General features: G+C 32.1%; 17 protein-coding genes and 3 pseudogenes. 7 read left to right on the forward strand and 13 right to left on the reverse strand.

All coding sequences use genetic code 11. From position 1 onward, the window contains the following. Positions 1-653: 653 nt before the first annotated feature. The 4 genes from J7E77_RS31495 to J7E77_RS24005 form a co-directional block, all read right to left on the reverse strand. Positions 654-1,166 (reverse strand): YcxB family protein, encoded by a 513-nt coding sequence (locus tag J7E77_RS31495; RefSeq protein WP_214717343.1) that lies wholly within the window; start codon positions 1,164-1,166, stop codon positions 654-656. A gap of 389 nt (positions 1,167-1,555) precedes the next feature. Continuing rightward, complete coding sequence (locus tag J7E77_RS23995) at positions 1,556-1,873, reverse strand: hypothetical protein (protein ID WP_214717344.1); 318 nt, start codon at positions 1,871-1,873, stop codon at positions 1,556-1,558. Positions 1,874-2,021: 148 nt separating this feature from the next. Then, on the reverse strand, positions 2,022-2,261 hold the full coding sequence (locus J7E77_RS24000) for a hypothetical protein (protein WP_214717345.1): 240 nt from the start codon (positions 2,259-2,261) through the stop codon (positions 2,022-2,024). A 97-nt stretch (positions 2,262-2,358) separates the two neighbouring features. After that, complete coding sequence (locus J7E77_RS24005) at positions 2,359-2,577, reverse strand: S8 family serine peptidase (protein WP_214717347.1); 219 nt, start codon at positions 2,575-2,577, stop codon at positions 2,359-2,361. Here J7E77_RS24005 and J7E77_RS30885 point away from each other — a divergent pair. The 3 genes and pseudogenes from J7E77_RS30885 to J7E77_RS24015 all read left to right on the forward strand — a co-directional run. After that, positions 2,554-2,690 (forward strand): annotated as a pseudogene (locus J7E77_RS30885) (S8 family serine peptidase); the annotation flags it as partial. The gene J7E77_RS24005 and the pseudogene J7E77_RS30885 sit on opposite strands and share 24 nt — an antisense overlap. Positions 2,691-4,062: 1,372 nt before the next feature. After that, complete coding sequence (locus J7E77_RS24010; protein WP_214717349.1) at positions 4,063-4,863, forward strand: ParA family protein; 801 nt, start codon at positions 4,063-4,065, stop codon at positions 4,861-4,863. Further along, positions 4,829-5,440, forward strand: a complete 612-nt coding sequence (locus tag J7E77_RS24015) for a hypothetical protein (RefSeq protein ID WP_214717350.1) — start codon at positions 4,829-4,831, stop codon at positions 5,438-5,440. Before J7E77_RS24010 ends, J7E77_RS24015 begins: the two co-directional genes overlap by 35 nt. Before the next feature lie 3,330 nt (positions 5,441-8,770). On the opposite strand, the gene J7E77_RS24020 is transcribed toward J7E77_RS24015, so the two are convergent. The 6 genes and pseudogenes from J7E77_RS24020 to J7E77_RS24040 all read right to left on the reverse strand — a co-directional run. Then, entirely contained in the window at positions 8,771-10,186 is a 1,416-nt protein-coding gene (locus J7E77_RS24020) for a zinc ribbon domain-containing protein (RefSeq protein ID WP_214717351.1), read from the reverse strand. Positions 10,187-10,190: 4 nt separating this feature from the next. After that, positions 10,191-10,592: pseudogene (gene tnpA / locus J7E77_RS24025) on the reverse strand (IS200/IS605 family transposase). Positions 10,593-10,892: 300 nt separating this feature from the next. Beyond that, positions 10,893-11,657 carry an IS21-like element helper ATPase IstB gene (gene istB / locus J7E77_RS24030; protein ID WP_214717353.1) on the reverse strand — a complete coding sequence of 255 codons (765 nt, stop codon included), beginning with the start codon at positions 11,655-11,657 and terminating at the stop codon, positions 10,893-10,895. Then, positions 11,654-12,910, reverse strand: coding sequence for a DDE-type integrase/transposase/recombinase (locus J7E77_RS24035; RefSeq protein ID WP_308160757.1), 1,257 nt, complete (start codon positions 12,908-12,910; stop codon positions 11,654-11,656). Before J7E77_RS24035 ends, istB begins: the two co-directional genes overlap by 4 nt. 61 nt (positions 12,911-12,971) lie before the next feature. Continuing rightward, positions 12,972-13,211, reverse strand: coding sequence for a helix-turn-helix domain-containing protein (locus tag J7E77_RS30890; RefSeq protein WP_308160758.1), 240 nt, complete (start codon positions 13,209-13,211; stop codon positions 12,972-12,974). Positions 13,212-14,467: 1,256 nt separating this feature from the next. Next, positions 14,468-14,636, reverse strand: a pseudogene (locus tag J7E77_RS24040) (DUF1259 domain-containing protein); the annotation flags it as partial. 834 nt (positions 14,637-15,470) lie between these two features. Between J7E77_RS24040 and yhfH the strand changes: the two are divergent. From yhfH to J7E77_RS24055, 3 genes are all read left to right on the forward strand, one after another. Next, a complete protein-coding gene (gene yhfH, locus J7E77_RS24045) occupies positions 15,471-15,605 on the forward strand; it encodes a protein YhfH (protein ID WP_214717354.1) in 135 nt (44 codons plus the stop codon). A 1,545-nt stretch (positions 15,606-17,150) separates the two neighbouring features. Then, the gene (locus J7E77_RS24050; RefSeq protein ID WP_214717356.1) at positions 17,151-17,624 is read left to right on the forward strand and encodes a hypothetical protein; all 474 of its coding nucleotides are present in this window, start codon (positions 17,151-17,153) and stop codon (positions 17,622-17,624) included. Continuing rightward, on the forward strand, positions 17,605-18,234 hold the full coding sequence (locus J7E77_RS24055) for a hypothetical protein (RefSeq protein WP_214717358.1): 630 nt from the start codon (positions 17,605-17,607) through the stop codon (positions 18,232-18,234). Before J7E77_RS24050 ends, J7E77_RS24055 begins: the two co-directional genes overlap by 20 nt. A gap of 231 nt (positions 18,235-18,465) precedes the next feature. Here the strand turns inward: J7E77_RS24055 and J7E77_RS24060 are convergent, their stop codons facing one another. Beyond that, positions 18,466-18,885 (reverse strand): hypothetical protein, encoded by a 420-nt coding sequence (locus J7E77_RS24060; protein WP_214717360.1) that lies wholly within the window; start codon positions 18,883-18,885, stop codon positions 18,466-18,468. A 287-nt stretch (positions 18,886-19,172) separates the two neighbouring features. On the opposite strand from J7E77_RS24060, the gene J7E77_RS24065 reads away from it, so the two are divergent. Continuing rightward, positions 19,173-19,397 carry a helix-turn-helix domain-containing protein gene (locus J7E77_RS24065; RefSeq protein ID WP_214717362.1) on the forward strand — a complete coding sequence of 75 codons (225 nt, stop codon included), beginning with the start codon at positions 19,173-19,175 and terminating at the stop codon, positions 19,395-19,397. A gap of 2,465 nt (positions 19,398-21,862) precedes the next feature. Here J7E77_RS24065 and J7E77_RS24070 read toward each other — a convergent pair. Together J7E77_RS24070 and J7E77_RS24075 are read right to left on the reverse strand one after the other, a co-directional pair. After that, on the reverse strand, positions 21,863-23,518 hold the full coding sequence (locus J7E77_RS24070) for a helix-turn-helix domain-containing protein (RefSeq protein WP_214717364.1): 1,656 nt from the start codon (positions 23,516-23,518) through the stop codon (positions 21,863-21,865). Positions 23,519-23,523: 5 nt separating this feature from the next. Then, entirely contained in the window at positions 23,524-24,003 is a 480-nt protein-coding gene (locus J7E77_RS24075) for a hypothetical protein (RefSeq protein ID WP_214717365.1), read from the reverse strand. Positions 24,004-24,177 lie beyond the last annotated feature (174 nt).

Genomic DNA, 24,177 nt, shown 5'->3' on the forward strand with positions numbered 1-24,177 from the left:
TAAACAACGCTATAGCGTATAAAGCACTAATAATATTTAACTTTATAAAAAACTTCATCATATACCTCCTTAATTAAGAAACAGCAACACCTCTGAGTTAAGTTCTTTATTCAATTATAATCATTCTTAAAGTAACCTGCCACGTTAGTGTAAGTACAATTCTTCACAATCTATATATAATTTACCATAGATTACCTATATGCAGTTTTTAAACTTCGAAGTTTGGTGGCTTTGGTCCCGGGCGGAATGGGTCCACTAATCCGAATTATTTATTATCATTGAGAAATTTCTGTACAAAAATATCCGTTAATTCTTTATTTATGTACAGTTAAATGATTATGTACACGCAATAAATTAGATATAAACGTATGGTATATAAGCATATGGATATATTTTTTAATAATGTATATGAACATTTATGGAGATACCTTTAATTCCGTAATATATGAAACATCATTAAACGGTTCATTTGTTTTTTGTAATAGCATTGGTGAAAAAAACATTTAGACCACCTCAAGATAATTGTACGATACAATCACGGTTGGTTCATTGGTAAATAATTTACATTTATAGAATTAGTTCATAATAAAAAATAAGCAAAAAAGATGCACCGAAAGGTACACCTAGTTTAAACCCAGCATCATGTTCATTACTCACTGAGGAATCCTTGATATAAGATAATCACGAATTTGTTCAACATTCTTTAAATCTCTCTTTGGGAGAATATATGCACTTATTGATGTGTTGTAAACGTAAAGATATTCCTGATCTTCCTTTAGATTGTTAATTCCTGACCAGTTTACTTTAGTTTCGCCAGTAGGAGTAGAATCGACTATACCTTCTTCTGTCATAATTATATTATGCTCACCTATTAAACCATCATTTTTACCTTCATTAATCATTTTCTTGATACGGTGAATAACTCTTTTGTAAAAATATTTTGGATAAAAAATAACCCATATAATACTCACAATTAAAAAAGGGATAAACAAAAATAGGAATGGAATGTCTCCAATATTGGAAAGTACAAAAGATAAAATGATATAGATAATGGGTATAGAAAATCTTTGAATTTTTAACGACCGCATAGTGGATTGAGAATTTTTAATGTGAAACATATTGAAATTTATGTAATCTTCTTCAGTTAAGTTGTAATTTACTTCCACGTATATTCTCCTTCCTCATCCTTTTACTAAAAGTCCTCGGGTTTCTTAATTGGAATAGCTTATAAATGATTTATTTTAACTATAATCTAATAATAAACCTCACCAATAAAAACAATGGTTCAATACATTCAAAAATAAATTCGAATAATTCTAATTTATCCTTTTTCCTTTTCTTTTTTATCCTTGCTTCCCCTTTTATGAAACACAGGCTTTTTAATCGAAAACAAATAAAACTGAATGGTCAATTTCTTCTGTTACCTATTCAGCATCTGATTCGACTTGTGTTGCCGAAAACTTTATCTCGTTTACCTGTATCGGTTCTAGAATATTTTCAGCCAATTTATCTTTATTGTTGTTTCCTGGATTGTTGTATTTTCTATTTAGTGCAGCTACAAACAAATCAGCAAACTTAAAAATAAATGTTCGTGAGAAGGCATCGAAATTAACTGATCCATTACTAAATTATCTTCATAATGAATCATAAAATTATCTTCCAATCCTTGCTTTAATGTTTCAAGGATTAATGCGCTTTCCCCTTCCTCATCTTTAGTTATACTAATCTTTTTAGGTAATTGAATTCTGTTGGAGTTTATCTCATGGTTTACGCCTAATCTGATAAACTGATAATAAAGTTTAGTTACCAAATCAGAAATAGAAATCCTGGTGATTTTACTTTTATTAACTGCAACTGCCTTAAAACTAATCATTTTTCCATTTCGGACAATAAAGATTAAAAAATTCTTTGTAGAGTTCTAACTCTTGGTTGTTCCGATTATTTAAATTCTTAAAGTAGAATTCTTCCGGTAATTTTATCCCTTGTTCATTTTTGCTACTTGAGCATTTTATAAAATCTCTTTAAACTTTTGATGCTAATTTTTCGCTTAAAAACCAAATACCTGCTATTATAACGAATTGTTCTGTTTTACTAGTTTCATCTGCAAAAACATTAATAGTTCCATAAGAAGGCTTATCTAACAATTGGGATTCCTTTTCATCTTCCGCTAATGTTCTTCTTCGACATCTTACCTCTATGTCAGCTAGGAATAATTTGTATTCATTTTGAATTTTTGCACGAGCCCATGAGATGGATGTCAAACGCACACTCCTGGAGCAATCACATCAACTTCCGTATTATTATTGGAGAAATTCGCTAGTTTTCCGGAAAAAATCGGCTGCAGGAACCTCTATCACTTCATTGTATGCACCAGGATACGAATACTCGCCTATCTTCCTTAGAATCTCCTTCATTTCCGGCAGCTACCACCACGGCAATTTGCTTGTCAATGGCTTCCTTAATCATTGCTTTCAATTCCGGGTTATCATCCGGACCACCTAAAGACATACTAATGACAGGACACGCTCCCCTTTCGGACCTCTCCAGTTGTAAGATAACAATGGATACGGCACACATGTTGCCGGAACGATTGCAGCTACTAAGACAAACGCTGCCGGAATTTTAGTATTTGCACCAAAAGTGAACTTTTAATTTTGAAAGTGCTCGATAAAAACGGTAGTACCCTTTATCCCACAAATAAGGGGCTTCAATCACTTTCAATCCATCGGGAATTTGGTCTTCGGTTTTTTCTACGTCATCTACTAACAACAATTGTATCTAGATATATAGTTGAATTATGAATTGAATTCATTGATAGAAATAACGCTAAAGTATTATTCAACATATATAATGACATATATATTAATCGTATTTGCTAATTTATATTTTGTTTACTCGAATCATTTCTAAATTATAGAATCGGAAATCCATTTATACATTGTATTAATATATATGATAAATTAATTATTAAAAATACTACTATCTTATATTATAATATATATATCAACATATGTTTTAAAAAATATTATCCAATAGTTATTTTATCTCAAATATAGGAGATCCACTTTAAATCCTTGCATATATTGATGTAAACTTTAACAGATATAATGTTATTTTCAATGAAAATAACGATAAATCATATCATGAAATATTTAATAACATATGGATTAACATATACATTAAAGATATTATTAATATATTTATTTTATCCCGAATACAGAAGGTGTTCTTCACGATCTTATCATTTTAAAACGATTTATAGGTATTTTATTTATTAGATTTATCTCTCAAAATAATTAGATATAGAAATGTCTATATCCTCAACGAAATTAAATTTAATTTATATCTAAAACACTTAACATCATATAAATTAACATATTCTTTAAATTCATTTTCAGAATATATGTGTTTCTCCCTAATTGTGATAATGATTACCATTCTAATCATTAATGGATACATTGGAAACTATTAAAATAATCCTTTCTAAAGACTAAAATAGTATTCTATATTAATCTTAAATGAATAAAATCAAAATTATTACCATTGATACAATATACAATAATATATATAATGACATATGTTTTAAATATATTAATAGAATATGTTATTAATAAATCCTGTGTATTTTCGATTTTATTATACAAATCATAGGCATTACTAATAAGGGAGTTCATTTCTTTAGTATCCATTCTCCAACCGGGTTTTATTGTTATGTACCTCAAATTAAATATTTAAACTCGCTATCTCAAAATATTTTAGCTAATATTGTTTGTATTCATCAATAAAAGTAAAAACAATTTATACAACAAAGTATAAGTTGACATATATATCAACATATCTAGAGAATATATTTATTTAAATATTACCGACGATAATAATTAAGGCTTATTAATAATACATATTTTAATATATATATTGACATATGTTTTGCAAACTCTATCAATTTATGTAATAACATAAAATATAATGTTGTTAATAGCATCTTTTTATATTAGTACAATCATGCTAAAATAGTTAAAGATTTAATATATAACAAAATATACATTGATAGAGGTGAAAGTGTTGACAGCAAAAATAATAACGTTTGGAATCAGTAAAGGCGGCTGCTCCAAGTCGACTAGCAGTGGCATCACTTCTTTTCTCTTAAGTAAAGATGAAAAGGTTTTGGCCATTGACATGGACGGTCAAGGAAATTTAACTAGTTTCCTAACAGGCGAATATGACATATGCAATGCGTTTGAGGAAAAGACCGTTCTTGAGGCCATATTGGAAGAAGATGCTAGGTCTTATATTATCAAAATCAAAGAAAATCTCGATCTGATTCCCTCAAACGATTTCCTTGCTACTCTGCCTAGAAAAATGTTTGAAAAACATCTCAGATTGGATGCTTTGCAGAAAGCATTAGAGCCGGTAATGGAAGATTATGATTGGATCATTATTGATACGCCTCCGGCACTCTCAGAGCAAACGGTAATGCCTCTTAGTACATATTCAGAAGCTGGAAGTTTCGCTGTAGTCATGTTTGATGGTTCTATGTTTGCTTATTATGCCATTCCAAAATTTTTGGAAATTATCGAAGGAGCCAAAGGGCGCTATAACCCTTCATTAAAAACAGCAGGTATCCTATTCTCTTTAATTGATTCAAGAGCCAAAGAAAATGAAGTAATGTTAGAAGCTATTGAGGAAGATTACCCTAGTTTGAAATTCAATACGATCATAAAAAGAAAAGCTTCTACTAGACGTTTAGCAATCGAAGGTTTTGAAGGAAATGCAGAATTAAGAAACGCCCTAGAATATTACTATCCCTTTGTAGAGGAGTTGAAAGAACGTGTCAGCCAAAAACAGCCTCAAGGATCGAATTAAAAAGCCTAATCCTACCCAAGCGTTCTTTAATTCATATGATACAAATGAAGATGGCACTAGCAAGGTAGATAACAATGAAAACGAAAACAAAGTTATTAATGTTGATGAAAACAAAAACGTTAATAAAAATAACATTAATAAAGATGTTGATATCAAGGAAAATGATAAAACATATGTTATTGATGACAATAAAAACAAAAACATTGTTGTTGATAATGATGAAGACGAAAACAAAGTTATTAATGTTGATGAAAACAAGAACTTCAATAAAAATAACAATAATAAAAATGATGATATTAATGAAATAAATAAAACATATGTTATTAATGACAATAAAAACGAAAACATTGTTGTTGATAATGATGAAGACGATGATTATCTCCGAGATTTAGCTTCCGGAAAGAAACCTACGAAGAGAAAAAACAAGAAGGTTTTTACCTCCTTTTATATGGATCCAGACTTAGCTGTGGAAGTGGACAAAATCGCTTCCAGGGGAGAAAAAGGGGATAAATCCAAACTAATTAACATGGGAATAAGAAAATTGTTAGAAGAGTACGGTGTTATTGAAAAAAAATAACTTTCGAATCACCTTTATATTGCATTTAACCTAGCTCAGGTTTAAAAAAGTGAGCCGTTTCCCGGAAACTATTTCTCTTATGCTAAACTTTCACATTGATAGCAATAAAAAGCTAGACCTATTCACAAAAATAAATAGGTCTAGCTTTTTTTACTCTAAAAATCCATGACTCGCATTTGTAAATACTCCTTTATTCCTCCCATAAATTAAAAATAACTGGCACCATAAAATGATCCAGTAGTTTCAATTTCCTCAATAAATTAACTTTCTTCAAAAAGAAACATTGTAGTACCAAACATTTTGCTTAGAAACAATCGTTCCTGGTTTTACCAAATACAAGTTGCGAAAGTGCTACCTTAGATTTAAAAGCATTGTGTAATCATAAAAACAACAAAACGCTAATAATAACGATAACATATGTTATTCATAACATTATCATATATATTATAAATATCAAAAACAACAAAAAAGATAATAACATTAATTTTATTGTTTTATTATCAATAAATAAAAGTGAGTAATAAAAGTCTCATAACAATTCAAATGGAATATTAGCATTCTTGGAGTTAAAGCGAGTTAAAAATTAGAAATTAAAGCAGAGAAAAAAGAACTATCAAGTGTACTTTTAGCGGTACTAACGGACGACACACTATGTATTAGGGATTATTCCAGTAACGGCGGGAAAAACTAACGATATATTTGACCTAATAGCTGTGAATGATCAATCTGTAACAGAACAGCACATTGCTTAAGAAATGAAAAGCATAGGTTTCACCATATGGAATTGCACGGAAATGAAGGAATAGGATTTTTGGAAATAAAAAGAAAATCGTCAAATTATGGACGGTTTACATAGAGGGATTTCCAGATGCCTATAATAGACGAAAATTACTTGCCACTATATTTTTTATCACTCGAGACAGTATCCTTTGTATCATGAGGGGTCTTTTCTTCTTGTTGTTCTTCGTTTAGGTCTTCCATAGGGATAGGATCCACATTTCTCTCACTTTCAAATTTATCAAACAAACTTTGATTGGATGTTTCATATTTTTCAGGTTGATCTATTTAATTTGTTTTAAGTGTTTTGCTACTCTCTTTTATTTTCCATCCTAACACTCCTAGTTCATTTTCTAATGTTTACCCTGCTTACAAAAAATAGTCTGTTTTTTTGACAAACCACTAAAAATTATTTGTTCTGGGTAACCTAATGAGTCAATATATAAGGTTTAAATGAAGAAAAGATTGAAAATCCCAAAATATTTCAAAAGTACCGAAATTATACACCATATACATTAAGAATATATACTAAAACAACATTTATAATAACAACGATATATACTTTGACATTAACAATAAAATATATATCGTTGTTGACAATAATATATATATTTATAATAACATTAATTATAAATTATAAATTTTCTTTATTATTATCAATAAGACAGTGATTGCCTTAGTATTAGTTTCCGGTAAATAATTTACAATAAAAAGTAAAAAAGTTCGAGAATTAGAATAAAAAATATCTCAAAAGGATTGGCTATATCTTTTGCGTTTCTTTCTATAGGGATAGTTTATTTTAATGTATACCCTTTAAACAACCGTGTCCTACAAGTGTCTTGTCGATATAATACATTAAAGTAACATACTTCGTAGTATTATAACTAAGGAATCTTCGGATACTATGAAAATTTTAAAAACGTACTTTTCAATAAAATATTTTATTAATTTGTATGTATAAAAGTTAAATTGATTGGGAAACATATAGATAAGGAAGATATAAAAAGGGGGTAAAAATATCGTTTTTAGAACATAAACCTCTCCAATCTAATTTTATTCATGAAGATCGATTTAAGCTAAACCAATATCTTACTTATTTTTTACCAATGTAACAATTCTCAAGTGAAAAGTTGAAAATCATTCGGATAAAAAACAACTAAAAGAAAGAAACCTATAAAAGTAAATAAGATAAATGTAAGCAGCTAACTTATTCCATGTGAATAATTCAGTTGCTTTTTGCTCGATTAAAGATCCATCCTTATCGTAATAACCTGAACGGCAGAAGAAATATATGTATTTTAATATATATGTTGAAATATATATTAATGTTATTATTGTAAATAAATCAGCATTTTACAACTCTTAGTAAGTTCTAATCATATAACGTCCCATTTTATTTCGATAATCATCTCCAAAAGAATGTAATATTTCTCAATGTTTAATAAATATGCGTTTAAATACGAATCCAGAGATTTAGATTCCGGAAAGTACCCCACGAAGAAAAAGCAGGAAGTTTTTTAGCCCATTCTAAATGAATCCAGACTTTTCATGAAGTTAATAAAATTGCTGAACAGGGAGAATCTAAACTAATTAATAAGAGAATCAGGAAATTATTAGAAGAGTACGGAGTTATTGAAGAAACATAAATTCATAGAGTTTCATTAAAGGTATGAGTTATTAACTTAGATTGTCTCTTTAAATTATTTAGAAAGTGATTAAATTATTAATGAAGTTAATGTTGAATTACATGTTGAAATATTTAATGACATATATTTCAACATATATATATATATTCAAACGTCGCCCCTATATAAATAGGCTATGTACTATCTTCTGTTAGAATCCTCACGGATTCACTTCGATCATTGACAAAGTGCTCGATTAATATAAAAAACACCACATTCTTGTCGAGAATACATTACCAAGCAGAAAAGCTGCTTACTAAATGAAAGAGCATAATAACCAAAAGACCTAAAATCTGCATTTAATGAATTAGAAATTTCCATACATCATCGAAATGCTGGGATTAAAAAGCGTTTGGGTATACTTTTAGCTATTTATTTCAACTTGTTTTTCTCTTATTTTTCATCACAAGAGATGGTTTGCAAAAGATGATGCTACAAATCCAGGAAACTGAAACTGCTGTTTCCTAGCTTAATCTCTGACATATATTTGAATTAACAGTCCCTACTGATACTGCGTTAACCACGCAGTAATAATAGTCTGAATATTAGCTCGCCCATACTCTTCCCTATTGCATTCTGGGATCATTAATGTCATTGACATCATTATATTCTATCTGTCTGACACTCACCCATCCATAAATGGAGGGGGTTCCACCTTTAAACAACCTTGGCTCTTCCAAAATCTATAATTAACTATAAAAGATGGACTTCACTTTGGTCTAAAAGGCTTCTACAGCCGAAGTCGTTCTAATGCAAACAATCGAAACAAGATTATTTACATGAGCTCGGATTCCCTTGCCACTCACAACTTATTGACTGTTCCGGGGTATGTCTGCACCGATAGATTTAACCTATTAATCTTAGGAATTTATACACCAAATGTTGATATCAATTTTCTTTTTAATTTCATGTTTTCCAAATTGGAGATGCACTCATTTAAAACATTGGAAAGTTGAAGCCACTCTTTTTCAGCCTGTTGAAGATCCACTTGATTTGATTTCGTTACATATCTAGCTAAAAATGCACTATATAAATCACGTTGTGCCACGACCCCGCATTCACAAATATGCCAGCGGTCCATGAGTCTTTTTTTCTTAATGGCACCACAATGGCAAGTTTGAGATAACTTTGTGGAGTAGGTAGGAAACTCTCGGAATCTTCCACCTTGCGATTCTACTTTTCGTTTTAACATTTTCAAAAATATACTTGGTGCTTTTCGACTGATACTTTTTCCGAACATTTTTTGAAAAGCTGTATAGGAGAGTTTCTCTGTTTGAATGGAGGAGGCTAGTTGTAGGATTTGATTGGTATCTCGACCATGGAGCTGTTTTCTGACTTCTTTAATTTTACGTTCCAATTCCCTGTGTTCTGAACGTGTTTTTATGTATCTTTTGGAGCTGATCCACTTCTTTTTACCTTTTTTCATCACGCCATTGCTTTGATAATGATTGGGGTTATTTGCTCTCCGTTGCCGGTCCATTTTCCGATTGATTCGTCTTTTTTCCTTATCGATTAATACCACTTCATCACAAAATTCCTTTAATACGGCTTTCGATTCCCCTACCATCGCAATCGTGGAAGGACCAATATCTAGTCCAATCTCTTCCTTACCTAATTCATATTTATGATAGGGGGATCCTTCAAGAATCAATTGAACGTAAAAACGATTTTTCCCCTTAACTTCTTTTTTTATGATTCGACAGTATTTTATTCGATGTTTTAAGGCATGCTGCATCCATGGATCTTTGGGGTCGATGAGGCATTTTAACGAAAGTGTTTTTCCGATAAAAACATAACCATTGGAGTAAGTTAGAAATGTTTTGTTGTTTTTGCCTTCTAAGGAAACAAATTCACCTTTTTGTTTAAACCTTACCTTTTTCGCTTTCTTAAAAGCGTATTTTTGAACAGCCTTAAAGGATCTTGTCGAAAGTTTTTGACAGATGTGCGTCCCTAAATGTTCCGCAATAAACTTCGATGCATTCTTCGTTTTAATCCCGAAGGATTGAATCGAATAATCAGTAAATCCAAAAGTCGCATTAAGATGTTTAAAGTTAGCTCTACGTTTCTCAATATCTGTTTCCGAAGTTTTAGATAATCGGACGGTTTCCTTATATAATTCGGTGTTTTGAATAGTCTTTATCCTCTTCAAACTTTCTCCTAAACACGCATTATAAAGCTGTCTTCCACAATCAGACAACAACAAAAGCAGCTTTTCTTCCTTTGCATTCGTTCTTAACCGAATCGTTGCGATAAAAGAAGGTGTTCTTTCTTTTTTTGCTGCCATGGTTTTACACCCCTTTTTGATTTTCAATACTGTTTTACAACATCTAGCGTTGTCCTGCAACAGTGGAAACAAAATAGCTATTGGTCCATAGAGAAGGAATTCTACTTTTTAACCATGGGAATTCACCGCATAAGTAACGAGAACTTCTACCCTTCATCATTCTTATTAGTTTATTAATTCCAAATTGCGGATCGCATTCAACAAGTAGATGAACATGATCTGGCATAATTTCCATTTCGATTACTTCAGATTTCGTTTCTTCTGCCACCTCTAATAGAATAGATTTAAGTCTTTCATCTACTCCATCCACCAATACATTCCTTCTATATTTAGGACACCAAACCACATGATATTTGCATGAATATACTACGTTATTATTACTTTTATATTGTATTAGACTTTTCATACCCATATTATACCAAATTATTCTATCTAATGCTAATTTAAAGGAACGTTTGTTCTGAAAAAATCAATAAAAAACAACCTTACCCCATACATGAATGCAGGGGCTTGCGGTTGTTAGTTTTGGTCATTTTCACATTCGTAGTTTTTTAAATTCTTAGTGTCCTTTTAGGCATTCGCCTCTTCATATCAGAATATGATTTTAATGTGAGATTGCATATACGATTAACCTAATCTAATACTCCTTATTTCACATATGATCGCCGGTATGTGAGCGTCAAGTAGAAATGAACAATTTTGCTTATTAATTTTGAACACTTTCTTCATTAAAAATCCTTTGTCTGTTTCTCATTCTATGGCTATCTTCATTGAAGCTCACAATCTCTGCACGATGAATCAGACGGTCTAATATGGCTGTAGCTACACCTACATCCCCAAGCAATTCTGTCCACTCCTTCGGAGATCGGTTGGACGTAAGGATGATAGATGAATGGTTATATAAATCATTGACTAGCTGAAAGAAAAGGTTGGCTTCTCTCGGATCCATAGCTGCGTACATCAAGTCGTCAATGATGACTAGGTGAGAGTCCTTAATTCTTTTTATCCTAGTTTGTGATTTCCTCGTGATGTCTAGAGTTTTTAACGTGTGGACCAATTCACCCATTGATATAAATGAAACCTTGTAGCCTTTCTGGATGGCTTCCAATCCGAGTCCTACTGCCAAGTGGGTCTTACCGACTCCTGGAGGGCCCAATAGGATTACGTTAAAGAGCTGCTCCACCCACGCCAGTTCCTTCAATTGATTAAATTCCTTTTGGCTCAATGATTCCTGTTCCTCTAATTTAAAATCATCCATAGGGGTTATACATGGAAAAGAGGCAAGCTTAAGCCTTTTTTCCATGTTCTTTTCATCTCTTTTGTTTCGTTCGTACTCTACCAGAGTATTTAAGAAAGAAAGATAGCTAACTTGATCATTCTCGGCTTTTGCCAGAATAGCGGGAAGCTCTTTTGAAACTTCCGAGAGACGGAGAGATACAAGGGCATCCTGAAGTTGCTGGATTTGTCTCATTTAATTCCCTCCATGATTGCGACATAGTGGTCAAATGGACGCTGCTTAGCTTGTGCGTTAAGTAACGGCAATTCCTCTACATCGGCAGATGTTGGTTTTGAATCAGCGATAGCGCTTGGACTGTTCATGTTAACTTGACGCTGGCGTTTCAACAGATGGACAACATCCTGAAAATCGTTAGCTCTAAACAGTTGTCTTTCCATACAAAGCGCAAGTGAATCATCAAGAACTTCGACAGAACTAACATCAATACACTTTTTTATGATATTCAACTGATCACGGAGATATCTAGGATATCTGTTTCGTAGTTCCTGAAAATACATCTGGGCCATCTCACTGTTTGTAAAGTGGCTACCCACAGCCTCCATTAATTCCTTAAGTCCTTTGGAACGGTCACGCTGATGGGATGTATTACGAATCAGTTGACCTTTATCAGGGCTGATTGAATGACTTGCCAATACTTCTCCTGTCTCTTTGACATAAATGATTAGTTTATTTTCTTTATTTCTCATTATTTGAACTTCCGGGTATTTCTGATAAGTGCCGAGAGGCACCGTATAACGGTTCGAAAGGAATAATACCGTGTTGTCCTTCCGTACTCTTCTTGTTATACTAGTATTACTATTATGATTTAATAGGCTAACCTGCCTCATGTGTTGCTTTTCCAGGAGAAACACATCGGCGGGTCTTCTTTTTGTCCCATTGTGGATTTTACCGTTTCCGGTTCTGCTCAACCAGTGCTGGCATTGTTCATTCCAGGAATCAATATTGTGAAAAACTCTATGTAGTACAAAGTTTTTCTTGATGAATCCCACGGCGTTTTCGACCCTTCCTTTGCTTTCAGGATCTGCCTTTCGGCATAAAACCACCTTAAACTTTACTTCATTGACAAACTGCTGAAATTCCTCAGTCAGAAGGAGATCGCCTTCATTTTCGGAGACTACCAACAAACGATCTTGATCATATAGAATTTCCTTAGTGACTCCACCAAAAGCAATAAACGCTTTCTTATGGGCTTCAACTACATCCTTGGTAGTAAAAGGACGATTCTGAAACCAAACATATTTGTATCTCGAGTGCGCAAGCACAAATACGATAAACATGAGTTTGACCGGCTTTCCAACTTTATTTCTAACGGTGACAAAGCCAAAGTCAGCCTGTATTTGTTCACCCATAGGAGGATCAGGTATTGCCTCATAGTTTCGTTTCTGGGCCTCTTTAGGGATAGAAAACTCCTCTCGAAGTTCCTTCACATAATTCCGTACGGTACTTTCACCAACTTTGAAGGCAGGGAATTTCTCTCTCAGCCAATCATTAACCTGTGCTGATGTCCGGGTATTCTCTTAACCAATTCAAGATCAACTCTTTATGTATATCCAATTTCTTCGTTCTGATCATGGTTGATGCTGTCCATTCTGCCATTTCATCTGGTGACTTCTCAAGGTACTTATACACTGTATTTCTTGATATCTTTAACTTTCTTGAGATAGCTGAAACGCTGTATCCCTGACCAACCATCCCTCTAATCTGTATGTACATTTCAAACTTATCCACCTTCCAAATCCTCCTGCCTTTATCTTAGAAGCTAATAATCTATGATAAAGGCAATAGGTATTCTAGTAAATAAGTGTTCATATTTATTTGGCGTAAACTGTTCACTTTATTCTAGCAGTCACACGGTAGTTAGATTTAGTTCCTGAACAATATATTCCTTATATCTATAGTGACAAAACATAGTGATATATTAACTTTTATAACGCTTATGGAATCATTAGTATAATAATAATACATAATAAAATAATATTAATAATAACAATAAAATATATGTTAAAAATAACAATAATCATTATAATTTATCAATAAATGATCTTTTGAATATTTACTTCTGTCAAAAGTAATCATAATGAAGAAAGTCGCAATTTCGATAATCTAATTTTTAATTACAAAGGTATCCATCGAACCACAAAAATTCGAAAATAAAATTATAATACGAATAAAGCCCCACCAAAAAGACTATGGTTTCCTAGGCATTTAAAATTGAAGAAAAAAAGGTTAAATTAATTTATGAATAAAAGATTAATAGCTTGGTAATCATATATATAGAAGTTATAAAAAGGGGTAAAATAGTGATCTTAGAACATAAACCGGTGTATTCATGAAGATCGGTTTGAGCTAAACCAATACCACACTTATTTAACCAATGTAAGTATTCTCCAAGTGTTGATGAAAAGTTGAAGATGAATAGGATAACAAATCAATAAAAAGAAGGAAGCCGAAAATAGGTAAATAATGTAAGAAACTAATTTATTTCATGTGAATAAATCAGTTGCTTTTTCTTTTCTCTATTAAAGAACATCCTTAGCGTTATTACCTACTGAAATATATATATATGTATTTTAAGATATATATTGAATTATATTTTAAAGTTTTATCGTAAATAATTCGTTAAATTTACTGGGCTTGGTTAGTTCTATCATATACACCCTTTTTATTTCGTTTGCCTCATTTTAAATGAATTCAGACTAATCATCGGAAGTTGATAAAATAGCTGCAAAGGGAGAAAAAGGGGAGAATTTTAACTGATTATCAAAGAAATAAGAAAATTGAGTAAGGACTTATTGAGGAAAAATAACTTCATACAGTTTCAATAAAGGTATGAGTTATTAACTTAGATTATCTCTTTAAAGTTTTTAGAAAAAGGTCAAATGAACAATAGTGTTAAAATTGTTTTATATGTTATAACATGTATTAACATATAATTTAACATATTTAATGCTTATTAAATGGTTAGCTTCATTTCGAACTCCGTATTAACCAGTTTGCACACCACCTGTTATCCAACTAAAGAACTCTATTAGTGCATATTCTGTTCTAACTTTCCTTGCGAAAACTAGTGGGTCATCAACCTCCTCGATATTAACATGAATCAAATTCGGCACCATCAAACAACCATTCATAGTGAACAGATGAAACTAATATTCATGGATCGTTACAAATCGCAGCAACGAATCGATTACTATGGTTAGTCAGTTCTGAACATATAAATTAACATTAATATATATGTTAATTTATATGTTTTTTTATATGTTAATATTGTTTTATATTCCTCTTTAAAATCTTCATTCCCCCGATGTAGTGAAATTTTAACCTAGGATCATTATGTTAAAAGATCGTTTCGGATAACATAGAAATTATAAATATTAAATTAGCCAATTAGATGAAAGTGGATTACACATTCATTTTTCAAATTTCCGAGCAAAGCCACTTTTTTCTGTTGCCCACCCTTAATAATTAAATTGAATTTATTTAATATGTCCCTCTAGAAAAAGTTTGGTAACAAATTACTCAATTATTAAGTATAACTAAAACAGTCAAATAAAAATAAAGATGTCACGACTGATAAAAAACACATTTACATTCATATTAAAACCATTATCAAAACATATGTTATTAATGACAATAAAAATAATAATGTTGGTGCTGTTAATGGTTAAGATAATCATTATTTCTGAGATATAACTTCTGGAAAGAAACATTGCAAATAAAAGAAAGAAGGTTTTGTCCTCATTTTCTATGGATCCAGATTTATATGTGGAAGTGGAGCAAATTGATACCGGGGGAGAATAAGGGGATAAGCCTAAAACAATTAACATCCAAAAAAGAAAATTGTAAAATTAGGAATTAAAAAATCTTATTTTTAAAAATTGTGCATATTTTTTTAAAAAAGGTCTACTCATTTTTCCATTTTTCATTTATACTGTATTATAACAAGAGAAATAAAAACTAACTGTATTAATAAAGGAGGAGATTTAAATGTTAGTTAGTCCGGTTGAATTTTTCCGCAATTTGCAAAAAAAGGAATGTCCTGAATGCAGGCAGCATATGCAAGAGCAAGCAGAAAGTTATTTGATTGAATGTGATCGCTGTTTATCCAAAAAAGAAGAGTAAGTTTGTTAACTCTCCAGCATTGCTGGGGAGTTTTTAATTTCATATCAATAAATTACCGTTTTAGAGAGAATTAGATAGGTATAAACCCTATGCGTCAGGCAAAACCTTAAATAAGTTTTTTCATAACTTAAAGATTTTGAAGACATAATAAAAAATTAAATAGTGGTGCGCAGCCTTTTTCTGTTTCACAAACAAAGGAGTTAGTGGATTAAGATTTCCTGTAAAAGAACTATAAAGGCACATAATTAACCGCGTTAAATTAAATGATTTAGAGGTTGGGATTATTGAAATTTGAAGCCAAACTAATCTAAAGGGAAATTTTATAAATAAGAACAATAAAAAAAACCATGTTGATAACGACAACAAAATATATGTTAATTATAACAATAATAATAAATATAAAATTGTTATATATTATCATTAATGACACTATCAATCTCTATCTACAGGTTTATTTTTAATGTTTACAAATTGTATACTTCGAACAATATTGATCTTAAAAGTCCAAATATAAAATTTCATATAAAAAATTACAGTAATGTATTACGAATAACGGATTTCCTAAAAAAACCTTAGTATCCTGGGCAAACGGTGAAAATCATTGTGATAAAAACAATTTATTGAAGGAATCCGGAAAATGTAAGCAGCTTATTTATTCCATGTGAATAATTCTGTTGTTTTTTAAAATTAAAAGATCCGATTACCTTGAATTGGAGATGTATGCAGGATGTCCTAATCCGACAAACTGACGTCTTTCCATGAAAAGCTATAAAAATTTTCTAAACATGATGGATTCACTTGCACTAACAGCTTTTGAAAAATCGGATACCTCAAAGATAAGCTCAAAAGTCAGGGGATAACAATAACCAGAAAAAAGTCTTTTTAGGTCTTAATATTAACCCTGATAAAAAGAGTTTATATTTTCAAAAAAGGCCTATTCTCTCTTTATTTTGTATACCTCTGCTCTTTAAATTGTTAAGAATGGAAGGAGAATTCTATGACGTCATTTTAACCAAACACCGATATAATAGACGTTTGAAACATTCACTTGTAACTTGAACCAAAGGTTTAACTCCTTCTAATATATTTAATAAAACCGAAAATGAGGAAAAGGAGACATAAGATAGATGTTTCTAAACTAATCTATTTAATTATTAAACAACCTCTTCAAATCTAATCTTTTTTTCAACTCTATAATTAATCAAGAATAGGGCAATAATCCTCTTTTTAGCAGATGTTTTCCCTGTGTTTATCTCAAATCTTTGAATTCCTTATCGCACTTCCACTTTAACCAGTTTCACGCCCGCCTTTTTTGCATCTTTGACTGCTTTTTTTAACTGCTTTGATACACTTTTATCCTTCTTTTTATTGGACATGTTCATCCTTCCTTTCTAGAGATTCGTAGTAGCCAGTATTCCCTTATTCTAAAAAAATATACAAAAGAGTTCTATAATTCACCTTCCCTCACTATATATCTAATAAAACACGGAAAAGTGGAAAAGTGACCATGAGCTAGATTGAGAAAGTAAGAGGGGGAGAAGGAAAGTGGAGAGCTTAAACCCAATGTTTCAAAACGCTCATTCAAAAAAAATTATTTCAAAAAAAGAGGAACTAACAAGTTTCCCTAAGAAAAGACGACAAACTCGGTCGGACAAATGCCACAATATCAAGTTCCCGGTTACACCTATCATGCAGATGAAATTGCGCACCCTCTGTAAGCAAATGGAGAGATTTTTTCAAACTAAAAAGGGACAACCTTTAACCCAAACAGCATTTAATACTACTCTCTTACAGTTCGGGTTAGATCATATCGATATAGTGGACTGGGTTCAGGATTATAAAGATACCAAAACCTACATGCATACCATGCTGAAAGAAAATAGTTACAACGGAATTGGTGGTCCGTATGGACTGGCCATTCAAAAACAATTATCAGAACGTAAGGTCGTTTTCATTATAATGGCCAGCGTCTTGAATTGGATTGAAAAGGGTGGTTCTCTTGAAGAAATCCTACAGTAAGTTGAATCTCCTTCAAAAAAAATTACAAGGCCTCTCTTCTCCAAAAGGCTTTTTGGACTATATGCTAGGAAACCGAAAGTACCTAACCATTGTCACCGGTTACTACGATTATATAAGAGGGGAAGTGTTTATCGACGACATGTTCGATGTATTTGATGATGTGCCTCGAGGATTTGATTTAGCCGTCCTGATTCATCTGCTTTATAAGGATTTCCTTACCCAGATCAAAAAAGGTAATATAAATAAGCAGGTTGCAGGGTTCCTGGTGTCAGGAAAAGCACGATATTTAGGAGAAAAGAAAGTAGAAAAACGAGTTATGAAGGCTTTGACAAAAAATGTTTTTTCATTTGAATCAATTGAAGAGGAGATCAACGAGGAGGAATCAGAAAAAGAGAAGAAAGCTTATATCACAATTCAAATGAAGGAATCTGAAATATTAAGAGGAGAGATCTTTTTACATGACCTCACCCCTTATCTGAACGACCAGCATGTAACAATTGAGGATTTGTTGACGATCCTTTATTTAGACTTCATCAACCAGATAAAAGAACAGGGGAATTCAGATAAAATACAGAAAAGTATTCTTTCTCACCTGAAATCGGCCCTTTAGAAACGATATCAGGTGGGAAACCATCAAACGAGAACCTTAATTGTAGAAAAAACTCAAAATAAAGCCAGAGCTTACAATATAAAAAATTGTACATCATCAAACAATAACCAGGCTTCCTTTTAAAAAGGATTTCTAAGTTAGCAAGTACCCGTAATAAGCAAAATTCCTTTAAGGCCCATCGTTAATCCACCGATTCTCTTTGAATTAAGTAACTTATACTCTCCCTTTATTCTAATCCAGTGTAAAAACCAATCCGCCTGTAATCTTAATTGGTTCGGAAGGAATCTTAGCCTGTTCGAATCGGATATTCCGTTTTTTTTCACTTTCGAGAACTAGTTTCATAGTGTTTTCATTATCCTTGATTATTTCTCCTGCTTTTGTCTGCTCTTCATTGACGTCCTTCCCTCCAGTGTTTACTTTAGGGGACTGCTGTAGCCATAAACTGTTCTGTTCTAGCGACCATAGAGGAGGAGGTAGAGGGACGTCACGCCTTTGATAGGGCTTTAATAACTTATGAAACTCTTTTGAATGGACAGCCGTAAAAAGAGCTGCCCTTATAATCTGATTCCGATCTAAATGAGTAGCATGAAAGAGGGCATCCACATGGGTTCTGAATACTTCATCATAACGAATGGTAGGTCTATATACCATAAGAAAACGCCACCTTTTCATTTTTAGGGTACGGGTACTTGTAATTAATTGAACATCCATAACATTCATTCCTATTAATAATCCATTCGATTTCCATATCCCTAAATATTTTCAATTCATTAGTGATCATCTAAATACCCCCTTTTATGACGTCTCTTGACGTCCTTAGTACAAGGTATGTGCCATAGCTTGTCCATTATTCCCAACTTTTTTGGAATCAATCGAATATTTTTGGGATTAAGAGTCAAGACTGGGGAATAAGAAGAATTAGAAGGGAGTAATAAAAAATGTGGGGTATAGGCAAACCACGGAGTCAGCTGGGGAAGTGGATAGATCAAAAAGGATTAGAACAACAAGATCTCGCTAAGGATGCTAACGTTAGTAAAAATACAGTTACTAAAGCATGTAGTGATAAAGACTACATTCCACGCCAGGACGTCATGAAAAAACTATTAAAAGCGATACGTAAAGTGGATCCACAAGCGAAAATGAGCGACTTTTGGGATATGTGAATGTAAAAGCCCCTTTTAAACCCAGTGATTCACTAGGGTTTTTCGTTTTTTGAATTATATAGAGGAATAGAAAAATGCTACGATTTTAGAATAAACATAAAGATTAAAGTCATTCTACCCATTTTCCTTATATTCTAGTAACAATAAAAAATAACAACAAAGCCAATAATGATGTTGTACAAAACATTATTAAATTACACAATGATAACAAAAATAACAATAATATATATGTTAATCTTAACACTAATAATGATATATATTTTTTAACACACCTAACATTACAAGGGATAAAGAAATTAGGTCAATCAAAGGTCTACTTAATCTACATATTGGTTAGCATTTATTTATCATCATTGGTTACAAAATAATATTTAAGCATCCTCCTTATACCCGTTTTCTGTATTTTCAAATGGCAATTATTAATAACAACAAATTAGATCTTTTATAAAACAACAAACCAATTGATGTTATATAAAACATTATTAAAATACTCAACAATATCAATATTAACAATATAACATATGTCTATTTTAACACTAATAATGAATTATATTTTTACCATTTATCATTTCAAGGGATAAAGAAATAAGGTCAATCAAATTCCTTCCTTGTCACATATTTGTTAGCATTTATTTATCATCATTGGTTACAAAATATTTAACCATCGTCCCTATACCCGTTTTCTGTATTTTCAAAATATTAATTAATAATTGCAACAAATTAGATCTTTTATAAAACAACTAATCAATTAATGATGTTATACAAAACATTAATAAAGTACACAACAATATCAATAATAACAATATAACATATGTCTATTTTAACACTAATAATGAATTATATTTTTACCATTTATCATTTCAAGGGATAAAGAAATAAGGTCAATCAAATTCCTTCCTTGTCACATATTTGTTAGCATTCATTTATCATCATTGGTTACAAAATATTTAACCATCGTCCCTATACCCGTTTTCTGTATTTTCAAAATATTAATTAATAATTGCAACAAATTAGATCTTTTATAAAACAACTAATCAATTAATGATGTTATACAAAACATTAATAAAGTACACAACAATATCAATAATAACACCATAATATATGTTAATGTTAATGATAATAATGAAATATCTATTCCTATTTAATATTTCAGGGATAAAGAAAATAGGTCAATCAAATTACGTCCTTATCCACATGTTGTTTAGCATTTATTTATCATCCATTTGGTTTTGATAAACATTAAAGATTCTTCCTGATTTTGGTATTTCCAAAGAATAACAGTTAAAAATAAAAATAATTTAGATCAACAGAAAACAATAAATTAATGATATTTTGAAAAACAATAATAAAAAAATATTATCAATGTTGATAACGATATATATGTCATTCATAACAATAATAATAAATATAAAATCAATAATATTAATAACAATATAATTATTAATTTAAGCAATTAAAAACAAAGAAGAAAAACAAGAGGGATGTGTAATGGAAATTACCTTTTAATCCGTAGCACCCAAAGAAAAGTTATCCCTAGGAATAAAAAGAATACAACAGTGTAAATTAACATTATAGATAATAATTCTTTAAGCATACATTCCTCCTAATTAATAATTGCTATTGTTTCAATAATTAGGTATTTTAATCGAAAAGGAGTTTTTCCATAAATTTATCCAAGCTACCAAGCTACAACTTTATGAAAATAAAAAAAATGGAAATTATAGATTAATTCAACGGTACACAGCTGCAAGATAATTGCAAAGAAGAAAGGTTGAGAAGAATATGCATTCTGGAAATGATCCATCAACTACAGGATTTGTACCCTGGATCGGCAAAGCATAGTCGTCCGAGCTTACTGAAGTTGGCTCCGAGACACCACAGAGGAGGATTATATTTATATTTATTGGTGAAATTACATGCACCAAGTTAAGCCCAGTGACTTAATTTGCATAGAAGGGTATCCTTATTAATACTCAACCTCTATTTTTTGCAGGGGGTATGGCCATGGCAATAGAAATGAACTTTTCTAAAAGGATACTTCTCTATTATGAAGATATCCAAGAATGCAGTAAAAAAATTATCAACTTCAATAGAAGGGAAGGGGAATAGGAAGCAAAAAAGTCTTACAGACCCCCGAAAAAAAGGTTGTTATGACAGCAGTATTTTAACGCTATTGTTCCGCCTTAAGGCGGTTCTTATAACTTAAGTTAGGGCAAAACTCCGTTTTATATTCAACCTACCAATTGCTACCTTATGGATGGCCTTGATGGGACTTTAAACCCTCTACCTACAAAGTATTTTAACTAAATCCATATTGTTTCTTTCCATAAATTTCACCATTCTTAATCCAAGGAGAAGGGGATTGTTATAAGTGTTAAAGCGAATGGAAAAATTCGAATAAATCACTATAATGATAAACACTTGGAACAATTTTAAATAAAAAAATAAGCACCGAATTTCGATGCTTATTTTGCATTTAGCCATTCCTTCATTTTTTCTAAATTCTCGGTATACGGGCGTTTAATTAAGTGCCTTTCATACCGGGATAAGGTACTGTGGGAAATACCTATTTGATTTGCTGCCACTAAAATACTTAATCCTCGGTCATTTCTTTCCCTACTGATGTTTTCAGGAGTCACCAACTTTTCTTCGACTGTTTCAATGGAAGCTGCAACCTCTAATTTCGTCAACCCCTTCAACATGGTCGAAAAATTTACCGTTTCATAGTCGTAGTCTTCAATCATCAATAAATCCCTGTCATCACCAATTCCTGTGATTTCAGTAGGAGGAATAATTTGAACACGGGCCTTCAACCAGGTGTTTGCAAACCAGTTTCGTTCCTGCTCAATCTGCTGTTCTAAGTCTTTTTCTTTATAACTCCACTCTTTAATGATTCCGTCCTGCTGCAGTGTATCTAATATTTCTTCAAATTGTTCCTTGATCCTTGAACCATATCGCGGGTTCACATCCAAATCCATGACTTTTAAGAGTCCTTTCTCTCCACCGATATGATAGGCTCTTAGATAATCCGCACTCTTTTGGCGAATTCTCCACTGCCAGGATAGGTATCGCGATAACCGTTTATGGTACTTTTGCTTTGTTGGATGGTATTCGAGCGTCTTTAATGCTAAAAAACCACTGCTTTTTTGGGATCCGTACAAGAAGTTCGCAAGTATTTCCCCTGGACGAATGCTGCATTCATAAATACCAATCGGATTCTCTCCCCGATAGGCAACGGTTACGCTATCAATCAAAAACAGGGGATTGAATTGAACTTGCCCTATTTCATCAAAGTTACCCTGATCCTCATTGATGAACCTCAAATTTTCTCGTTCAATCCTGATCCAAATGGTCGTCAGTGCTGCCAACCTTTTCATAATATCATCCCGTTCTTTTTTGCGATACGAGGTTTGATAGCCGTCAGACTCTTCGCTCCGCCCTTGCAATCTCCTTAGATTCAAGGCGTCATCCGTGTGGAAATGAATCATTTGATCTTTATGAGTGGCCTGCTGCATCCACAGAATCGAAACGATATCGAAAATGTCTGCCGTTAAGTCATCCATCGAGGTTATGGCTTGAGAGGTGAGATTTTTCCATTGCTCAATCGCTGCATTGGATTTCATTTTTAGATAAGCATTTTCGGATCTTACTTGAGCAGTCGCTTCTAATGCCTTCTCCGCAATCTTTGCAGTGGGTATTTCTCTTGCAATGTCAAATTCATTTTTACTGATGGTCTCCCTTAATTTATGAAATAATAAAGCTGAACCGGACTCTGCAAAATTCTGATTTAACAAAGAATTTATTACTTGTCTATTGCTAGACTTTAAGGAATAGGGGGCACTATCTTCCCCAACGATCCGAATGTATGGTAGGACAAAATTTCTTATCTCATCTTTATAATCTTGGACCCAATTTTCCATACTCTCAAATTTCAATTCATGATCTTTTGCTAAACGATCTATGATCACGAAAAACGCCTTTAAGGATTGGCAAGGCTGATAATCCACTTGACTTGCCATAAGATGACCGATATCATCGGTCCACTCGTCAAAGAGTTGAGGATGATCTGGAAAAATCGTTTTCGTAATTTTCAAAAAATTATTTTGCAAGGTATTTAACATGATTCTTAATCCCGTCCTTCCCTAGTCGTCCCTATGTATTCATTTGAGTATTTGTGGATGTAATCATGGAAAACATCCGAATCCAAAATACCCAAATCATGTAGATAGCTGATGGATTCAAAAGAAAGGAACTGAGCAATCGGTTTCTTTTCCAGAATGGCACTTATCAGTTGTTGGATGTCCTTTTCCTGATAAACAATATAATTCCCCATACATTCCTTAATTTCTTCAGGTGAATAGTTTGTTTCTTTCATAGGATAATTATGTTTGCATTCATATACTTTTTCTTCATCAATATAATACGTAGTTACACCCAACTCTTTACTAGTCTTATAATATTCAATCTGTTTCCGAAGCCAAATGGGACCACTTGATAAGTTGATTACTGGCTTAGGCAGCACACCACGCAGATGATAGGTGGAGACCTTTCTCCGATCCCAACCAAGGATTTCCCCCGCCTCTTTAACACCTACTAAAAAACCCATCTCTTATTCCCCTTATTTACTAGTCTAAAGTTATTATGATTGAGGAGTGTTGCATTTGTCAACATTTCTTTATCCCTATCTTTCCATTCAATAAAACTTTTCTTCATCATGTATATCCATTGGAAGGTGCAACTCCTTATTGTTTTGACGTCTCCTCTCACAATGTGCACAGCC

Source organism: Bacillus sp. ISL-77 (assembly GCF_018613105.1).

Excerpts from the sequence above, each read along its gene's own strand:
- J7E77_RS24075 (WP_214717365.1), bottom strand. The coding sequence starts at position 24,003 with ATGGGTTTTTTAGTAGGTGTTAAAGAGGCGGGGGAAATCCTTGGTTGG.
- istB (WP_214717353.1), bottom strand. The coding sequence starts at position 11,657 with ATGAGACAAATCCAGCAACTTCAGGATGCCCTTGTATCTCTCCGTCTC.
- J7E77_RS24005 (WP_214717347.1), bottom strand. The coding sequence starts at position 2,577 with ATGTGTGCCGTATCCATTGTTATCTTACAACTGGAGAGGTCCGAAAGG.
- J7E77_RS23995 (WP_214717344.1), bottom strand. The coding sequence starts at position 1,873 with ATGATTAGTTTTAAGGCAGTTGCAGTTAATAAAAGTAAAATCACCAGG.
- J7E77_RS24060 (WP_214717360.1), bottom strand. The coding sequence starts at position 18,885 with ATGGTATATAGACCTACCATTCGTTATGATGAAGTATTCAGAACCCAT.
- J7E77_RS24020 (WP_214717351.1), bottom strand. The coding sequence starts at position 10,186 with ATGGCAGCAAAAAAAGAAAGAACACCTTCTTTTATCGCAACGATTCGG.
- J7E77_RS24070 (WP_214717364.1), bottom strand. The coding sequence starts at position 23,518 with ATGTTAAATACCTTGCAAAATAATTTTTTGAAAATTACGAAAACGATT.
- yhfH (WP_214717354.1), top strand. The coding sequence starts at position 15,471 with ATGTTAGTTAGTCCGGTTGAATTTTTCCGCAATTTGCAAAAAAAGGAA.
- J7E77_RS24065 (WP_214717362.1), top strand. The coding sequence starts at position 19,173 with ATGTGGGGTATAGGCAAACCACGGAGTCAGCTGGGGAAGTGGATAGAT.